The organism is Archangium sp., assembly GCF_036389735.1.
In the GTDB taxonomy this organism is placed as follows: domain Bacteria; phylum Myxococcota; class Myxococcia; order Myxococcales; family Myxococcaceae; genus Archangium.
The window spans coordinates 1-4,202 of the sequence record NZ_DASVWK010000416.1; the positions used below are offsets into that span (position 1 = coordinate 1).

General features: G+C 71.5%; 4 protein-coding genes and 1 pseudogene. 3 read left to right on the forward strand and 2 right to left on the reverse strand.

Features of this window, described 5'->3' with window-relative positions; translation table 11 throughout:
- Window positions 1-587 (reverse strand): CPBP family intramembrane glutamic endopeptidase (locus VF794_RS14920; protein ID WP_331110919.1); only part of this gene is annotated, 587 nt, incomplete at its 3' end.
- Window positions 584-1,840, reverse strand: a complete 1,257-nt coding sequence (locus VF794_RS14925) for an NAD(P)/FAD-dependent oxidoreductase (protein WP_331110921.1) — start codon at window positions 1,838-1,840, stop codon at window positions 584-586. The genes VF794_RS14920 and VF794_RS14925, both read right to left, overlap by 4 nt.
- A gap of 128 nt (window positions 1,841-1,968) precedes the next feature.
- Between VF794_RS14925 and aroF the strand changes: the two genes are divergently transcribed.
- From aroF to VF794_RS14940, 3 genes and pseudogenes are all read left to right on the forward strand, one after another.
- Complete coding sequence (gene aroF / locus VF794_RS14930) at window positions 1,969-2,994, forward strand: 3-deoxy-7-phosphoheptulonate synthase (RefSeq protein ID WP_331110922.1); 1,026 nt, start codon at window positions 1,969-1,971, stop codon at window positions 2,992-2,994.
- A 4-nt stretch (window positions 2,995-2,998) separates the two neighbouring features.
- On the forward strand, window positions 2,999-4,015 hold the full coding sequence (gene trpD, locus VF794_RS14935; RefSeq protein WP_331110923.1) for an anthranilate phosphoribosyltransferase: 1,017 nt from the start codon (window positions 2,999-3,001) through the stop codon (window positions 4,013-4,015).
- Window positions 4,012-4,202, forward strand: a pseudogene (locus VF794_RS14940) (indole-3-glycerol-phosphate synthase); the annotation flags it as partial. The gene trpD and the pseudogene VF794_RS14940, both read left to right, overlap by 4 nt.

Sequence of the window (4,202 nt, forward strand, 5' to 3'; positions counted from 1 at the left end):
GAGTGACTCACCCACGCGGCGGCGAGGCTGTGACGCCACTCCGCGAGCAGCCCCCAGGCGAGCGACGTGGGAAACGCCGCGAGCGCCAGCAGCGGCTCTCCGAAGGCCAGCAGCACGAGGCTCGACAGCACCGCGGCCACCCCCGCGCACCCCACCCGGCCGAGCCTCGGTCGCAGCAGTTGCTGCACCGCGCCACGCCAGAAGAACTCCTCGGCTGGCGCGATGACCACCGCCAGCGCCAGCCCCGCCCCCAGCGAGCCCGTGCCGAAGCGCTCGTAGACGTCCGTCAGCGGCTCGCACAGCAGCTCCGAGAAGCCTCCTCCGCACAGCGCCCACAGCACCGCCCGCGAGCCCACGTACAGCACGCCCGCGAGCGCGACGCCCCACAGCAGATCCGCGGTCCTCGGGACGAGCCGCGGCCGCCCCTCCTCCCCCATCGCCTTCCACGAGAGCCCGAGCCACACCGCGCAGTAGAGCGTTGCCCACAGGAAGAAGCGCGGCGGGTGCGCGTGGACCAGCGCCGTCCACAGCACCATGGCCAGCACGCTCGACAGGCTCCAGCCCGGGTGACGGACAGAGGCCTTCATGGCACCGGCAGGTCCCGGTCTCGCAGCAGGGCTTCCGCTGCTCGACGCCCCGAGACCATCGCGCCCTCGATGGAGCCGTTCTCCCGGTAGTCCCCGCACGCGTACAGCCCCGGGGACAGTCGCACCCGTTTATGCGGCTCCTCGATCACCTCGGGGGGCTGGGCCGGCAGCGCGTGCGGAAGCGCGTAGCTGCGCAGGTGCCGCCACCTGGCCACCGCTCCTCCAAACCACCCGGAGAGCTGCTCGCGCACCCGCCCCTCCAGCTCCGCCGAGTCCTCCGCCGTCTCCAGCACCGACACCGACACCAGCGCCTGTCCCGCCGGCGCGTACCCGGGCGCCACCTCGCTCATCACCGCGAGGTTGTTCACCGGCCCCGTCCCCTCCCCGTTGAGCACCAGGTAGGGTCCGCGCACCGGCGGCTCCGGCGCGGCGAAGTACAGGCACGTCACCGCGTTCATCCTCCGCGGCGGCGTGCCCGGCAGCAGCTCCTCCGCCGAGGGCGCGTCCGTGGCCACCACCACCGCGCTCGACTCCAGCGTTTCCCCGGACTCCAGCCGCACCCGGTGGCCCCACACCTCCTCCACCGGCACGTTCAGCCGCACCACGCCGAATTTCAGCTTCGCCGCGAGCTGCTCGGACAGCGCCCCCATGCCCCGCGCCGGCACCGCCGTGGCCCCCGTGGCGAACATCCGGAAGACGAACTCCAGCATCCGGCTCGAGGTGCGCAGCTCCTTCTCCAGGAACACGCCTCCGAAGAAGGGCTGGAAGAAGGCCTCCACCATCTCCTCCGAGAACCCCACGTCGCGCAGGTACTGCCGCGATGTCTTCTGCTCTCGGTGGAGCACGTCCTCCACCGTGCCCGCCAGCGCCTGCTGCCGCAGATCCAACACCTGCAGCTTGTCGTGCAACGAGCCCACCTTGTTGAAGGCGTGCGTCACCGCCTGCACCGGCCGCCGGAAGGGATCCGCCACCACGTGCAGCTTCCCCCCGCGCCACACCAGGGCCCCCGGGAAGAAGCGCTGGAAGTCGAGCGCCTCGTAGTCCAGCCACCGCTGGGGCTCCGGGTAGGCCGTGAGGAACACCTGGAAGCCCCGGTCCAGCAGGAAGCCGTCCACCGTGTCCGTGCGCACCCGCCCCCCCACCCCGTCGCTGGCCTCCAGCACCCGCACCTTCACCTTCGCCAGTTGCAACACCCGCGCGCACGTCAGGCCCGCCAGCCCCGCCCCCACCACGATGACGTCCGGACCCTCCACGGCACACCCTCCGTCAAATGGGAAAATTCCCGTCCTACATTGATTCCCGGACTCCACCCAGCCACACTTCTCGGGAATTTGAGAAGAAGTGGACACCTTTCTTCCTTACATTGGGAGAGCGAGAAGCCATGTTGATCGTGATGCGACCGGATGCGACGGCCCAGGACATCGAGCGTGTGAACGACGAGATCCGCCGCCGTGGCTGGCAACCGCATGCGATCCCCGGCGGAACGCGCACGGCCATCGGCATCACCGGCAACCCGGGAGCGGTCGAGGCCGAGCCCTTCCGCGTGCTCCCCGGCGTGGCGGACGCGGTGCCCGTCTCCCAGCCCTTCAAGCTGGTGAGCCGTGAGGTGAAGCCGGACGACAGCGTCATCCAACTGGGCGACCTGACGCTGGGCGGCAAGACGGTGCACATCATCGCCGGCCCGTGCTCGGTGGAGTCACACGAGCAGATCATCTCCACCGCCAGGGCGGTGAAGAAGTCGGGCGCCACGATGCTGCGCGGCGGCGCCTTCAAGCCCCGCACCAGCCCCTACGAGTTCCAGGGTCTCAAGGGTGACGGCCTGGCGCTGCTGGCCGAGGCGCGCAAGGAGACGGGCCTGCGCGTCATCACCGAGGCCAAGGACACGGCCACGCTGGCGGCGGTGGCCGAGGTGGCCGACATCATCCAGATCGGCGCGCGCAACATGCAGAACTTCTCGCTGCTGGAGGCGGTGGGCGAGCTGCGCAAGCCCGTCATGCTCAAGCGCGGCATGAGCGCCAGCATCAAGGAGTTGCTGATGGCGGCCGAGTACGTCGTCGCCCGCGGCAACACCCAGGTCATCCTCTGCGAGCGCGGCATCCGCACCTTCGAGACGATGACGCGCAACACGCTGGATCTGAACGCGGTGCCGATGCTCAAGGCGCTCAGCCACCTGCCGGTGTGGGCGGACCCCTCGCACGCCATCGGCGTGCGCAAGGCGGTGCCGGCGATGATGCGGGCGGCCATCGCGGCGGGGGCCGACGGCCTCATCGTCGAGGTGCACCCGGATCCGCCTCGGGCCAAGTCCGACGGCGCCCAGTCGCTGGACTTCTCGGAGTTCGACAAGGTGATGGCCGAGGTGCGCGCCGTGGCCGCCGCCCTGGGCCGCGACGTAGCGCGACTGGAGTAGGCACATGACGCTCAAGGAAGCGCTGGGCAGGGTGGTGGGCCGGCGCGACCTGACCCGCGAGGAGATGGCTCGCATCATGGGCCAGATGCTCGCGGGAGAGGCGACGCCTGCCCAGGTAGGCGCCTTCGCGGTCGCGTTGCGCATGAAGGGGGAGACCGAGGAGGAGATCCTCGGCGCGGCGGAGGCCATGCGGGCCTGCGCCACGCGCATCCACCCCCGGGCCGAGGTGGTGCTGGACACCTGCGGCACGGGCGGAGATGGGGCGCACACCTTCAACATCTCCACGGCCGTGGCCTTCGTGGCCGCGGGCGCCGGGGTGACGGTGGCCAAGCATGGCAACCGCGCGGTGTCCTCACGGTGCGGCAGTTCGGACGTGCTGGCCGCGGTGGGCGTGGCCATGGACCGCTCGCACGAGCAGGTGACGCGCGACGTGGACGAGCACGGCGTGGGCTTCCTCTTCGCGCCCTCGCACCACAGCGCCTTGCGGCACGTGGCGCCGGCTCGCCGCGAGATTGGCCTGCACACCGTCTTCAACCTGCTGGGGCCGCTGACCAACCCGGCCGGCGCGCGCTACCAGTTGCTCGGCACCTTCGCGGGCGAGCGGCTGGAGCAGACGGCGCGCGTCCTGTCCCGACTGGGCAGCAAGCGGGCCTGGGTGGTGCACGGCCGGGACGGGCTGGACGAGCTCTCCCCGTGCACGACCTCGGACGTGGCCGAGCTGTGTGAGGACGGCACGGTGCGGACCTTCTCCATCGACCCGGAGGACGCGGGGCTGGAGCGGGTGCCGGCCGAGGCCATCGCCGGCGGGGACGTGGAGGACAACGCCCGGCGCCTCAAGGCGCTGCTGGCGGGAGAGCGCTCCGGGGTGCGCACGGCGGTGCTGCTCAACGCGGCGGCGGCGCTGGTGGTGGTGGGCAAGGCGGCGAACCTGAAGGAGGGTGTGCTGCGGGCGGTGGAGTCCCTCGACTCCGGTGCCGCGGCGGCCAAGCTCCAGGCCCTGGTGTCTGGGAGCAAGACATGAGCGCGCCCGAGTCGGACAAGCTCGCGGCCATCTTCGCGCGCAAGCGCCGGGAGCTCGCCGCGCGCAAGCCGCTGGTGGCCAGCACGCCCCGTCCCGCCTCCCGGGACTTCGCGGCCGCGCTCACCCGGCACCGTCCGGGCCTGCCGGTCAACGTCATCGCCGAGGTGAAGCGCCGCAGCCCCTCGGG

Coding starts and splice junctions, on each gene's coding strand:
- aroF (WP_331110922.1), top strand. CDS start 1,969: ATGTTGATCGTGATGCGACCGGATGCGACGGCCCAGGACATCGAGCGT.
- trpD (WP_331110923.1), top strand. CDS start 2,999: ATGACGCTCAAGGAAGCGCTGGGCAGGGTGGTGGGCCGGCGCGACCTG.